This is a genomic window from Mesorhizobium sp. M7A.F.Ca.AU.001.01.1.1 (genome assembly GCF_004022735.1).
Lineage (GTDB): Bacteria > Pseudomonadota > Alphaproteobacteria > Rhizobiales > Rhizobiaceae > Mesorhizobium > Mesorhizobium ciceri.
Genome location: NZ_RZPF01000274.1, coordinates 1 through 2,500 on the forward strand (window position 1 = coordinate 1; position 2,500 = coordinate 2,500).

Consider the following 2,500-nt stretch of genomic DNA (forward strand, 5'->3'; position numbering starts at 1 on the left):
GTCACGGATACCCGCAATGAAATTCCGGGCGATCGCCGGCGACGCACGTCCGGCTAGGTCATCGTAGAGTTGCTCCAGCTCCGACTCGGCCTTGGAGTGGAAGACAATCCGATACTCTATCCCCTACTTGGCTTTCGCCTGCTTGGAGCGATGACGCGCCTCCAGCCGGAGAAGACCGTGTCGGCAGGGATGCCCTTCGTCGGATCCTGCCGGAGTTCAGCCAGGCGCCCTGGTATCTCCTCGCGCAGCCATTTCTCCCGCTCCGCCTCGAAATCCTCGAGCATGCGCAGGCCCGCGCGGACAACCTCGCTGGCATTGTTGTAGCGGCCTGATTCGAGCTGCTTCCTGATGAAGCTCTCGTAGTGGTCATTCAAAGCGTAATTTGGCATTGGCAACCTCCTGCGGGGAGCGATCCCGAATCTGGCGCCGATTCGGCCACGCCTTACCTCGCGTGACTCATCCGCAGAGAATCGCCCTTCGCTTTGATTCGGCATGATCGAGGCATCGCTTCAACGCCCCCAGGCCGCTCGACCAACGGCACTTGCGGCTATTGCGGCGTGACACACCGGCCGCCGGCGCGATCGAGGATTCACATGCAGGTCGATATTCGCGGCCATCAGTCATTGTCATGGTCGAGGGTGGCCACAAAAGCCGGCTGAATAGAACACCACCCCGACCAAATTCATTTCGTATTTGATTGCAAATCATCACCGGCATCACCGATGCCTGGCACGAGGATCGGATGGCTTTGTCTTTTCCGCCTCCGATTCGGTTGATCCGGCCATGGCGGCGGCCTGGCGCTTCACTTGCCAGTCCCCCAAACGCAAACGGCCCGCGGGCTGCGGGCTGTTTTGTTGAGGCTTTGTTTGTTGTCGTACCTTGTCGGCTGAGTCCTCTTTGTGCGCCGAGGACTGCCGCTTGCCGGCACCATTGTCCCTTGAACGCGAACAGCCCGCCGGCTGATGCCAGGCGGGCTGTTGCTTAGTGAAGTTTGGTTTGCGGGACGGGATCTGGTTCTTTTGTCCCGCAGCTTCGGCTTCGCTTTCGGGGGCCTGAGCCTGGGCAGATCGATGGCCACCCCAGCCGCATATCAAAACGGCGCGCGGGCATTTGTGGCTGGCGGGCTGTTTTTGATGTTGGTTTTGGGGAGAGGATTTGCGTTTTCTGTCTGGCGGCTTGGCTTGGCTGGTTGCGGGCGCCTGATGACAGGCCGGCAGCACAGCACGGCACAAAACAAAAAGCCCGCACGATGGCGGGCTTTTTTGAATTTGGTTGCGGGGACAGGATTTGAACCTGTGACCTTCAGGTTATGAGCCTGACGAGCTACCGGGCTGCTCCACCCCGCGTCAATTTTTGTGTAAGCCGAGGCCTACAGATAGGTATATGGCTGACCAAATGAAAGGGCCGCTTACGCGGCCCGTGATCCCTTGGCGGGCCATTTCATAAAGAGAAGATTTTTCTCCATCCGATTTGGATGTGAGATCAACGTGCGTTTGGCAGACCTGGCAGCGACCTACTCTCCCGCGTCTTGAGACGAAGTACCATCAGCGCTGGAGCGTTTCACGGCCGAGTTCGGAATGGGATCGGGTGCAGCCGCTCCGCCATAACCACCAGGTCGGCAAAACGCACGTTGTTCGAGAAGCTTTTGAGCGAAGGCGCACAAAGAGACATCGGCAGCGGAGCTGTCGGGTGCCTCTCGGGGCTGTTCGCTGGTCTTTGTGTGCCTTTACGGTTCTTGGTCTGGCGCCTTTCGAAGCGAAGCTTCGCAAGGTCGACCGACCGTCGGCGCTGATGCGCCGCACCCACGTAGCGCCGCCCGCAGGGCGGAACAAGCGTGAGTGAGAACAGACCATCTGACTTTGTCAGATGGGCATAAGGAATGAGAACGATCAAGCCGATCGAACTATTAGTACCGGTAAGCTTCAAGCGTTGCCGCTCTTCCACACCCGGCCTATCAACGTGGTCGTCTTCCACGGTTCTCAGGGAATACTCGTTTTAAGGTGGGTTTCCCGCTTAGATGCCTTCAGCGGTTATCCCGTCCGGATATAGCTACCCTGCTATGCGGCTGGCGCCACAACAGGTCCACCAGAGATCCGTCCATCCCGGTCCTCTCGTACTAGGGACAGATCCTTTCAATATTCCTACACCCACGGCAGATAGGGACCGAACTGTCTCACGACGTTCTGAACCCAACTCACGTACCGCTTTAAATGGCGAACAGCCATACCCTTGGGACCTGCTCCAGCCCCAGGATGCGATGAGTCGACATCGAGGTGCCAAACAACCCCGTCGATATGGACTCTTGGGGGTCATCAGCCTGTTATCCCCGGCGTACCTTTTATCCGTTGAGCGATGGCCCTTCCACGCGGGACCACCGGATCACTATGACCGACTTTCGTCTCTGCTCGACTTGTCAGTCTCGCAGTCAGGCAGGCTTATGCCATTGCACTCAGCGAACGATTTCCGACCGTTCTGAGCCCACCATCGCGCGCCTCCGTTA

1 tRNA gene, 2 rRNA genes and 1 pseudogene (1 of these 4 cut by a window edge) are annotated in these 2,500 nt (G+C 58.4%); all 4 read right to left on the minus strand.

Annotation, left to right across the window (positions count from 1 at the left end):
* Positions 1-123: 123 nt before the first annotated feature.
* Positions 124-389, minus strand: a pseudogene (locus EN884_RS17880) (type II toxin-antitoxin system ParD family antitoxin).
* Between the two features lie 880 nt (positions 390-1,269).
* Positions 1,270-1,346: transfer RNA gene (locus EN884_RS17885), tRNA-Met, on the minus strand.
* 154 nt (positions 1,347-1,500) lie between these two features.
* A 5S ribosomal RNA gene (gene rrf / locus EN884_RS17890) occupies positions 1,501-1,615 on the minus strand.
* A 270-nt stretch (positions 1,616-1,885) separates the two neighbouring features.
* Positions 1,886-2,500, minus strand: a 23S ribosomal RNA gene (locus tag EN884_RS17895); it runs 2,207 nt beyond the window's last position.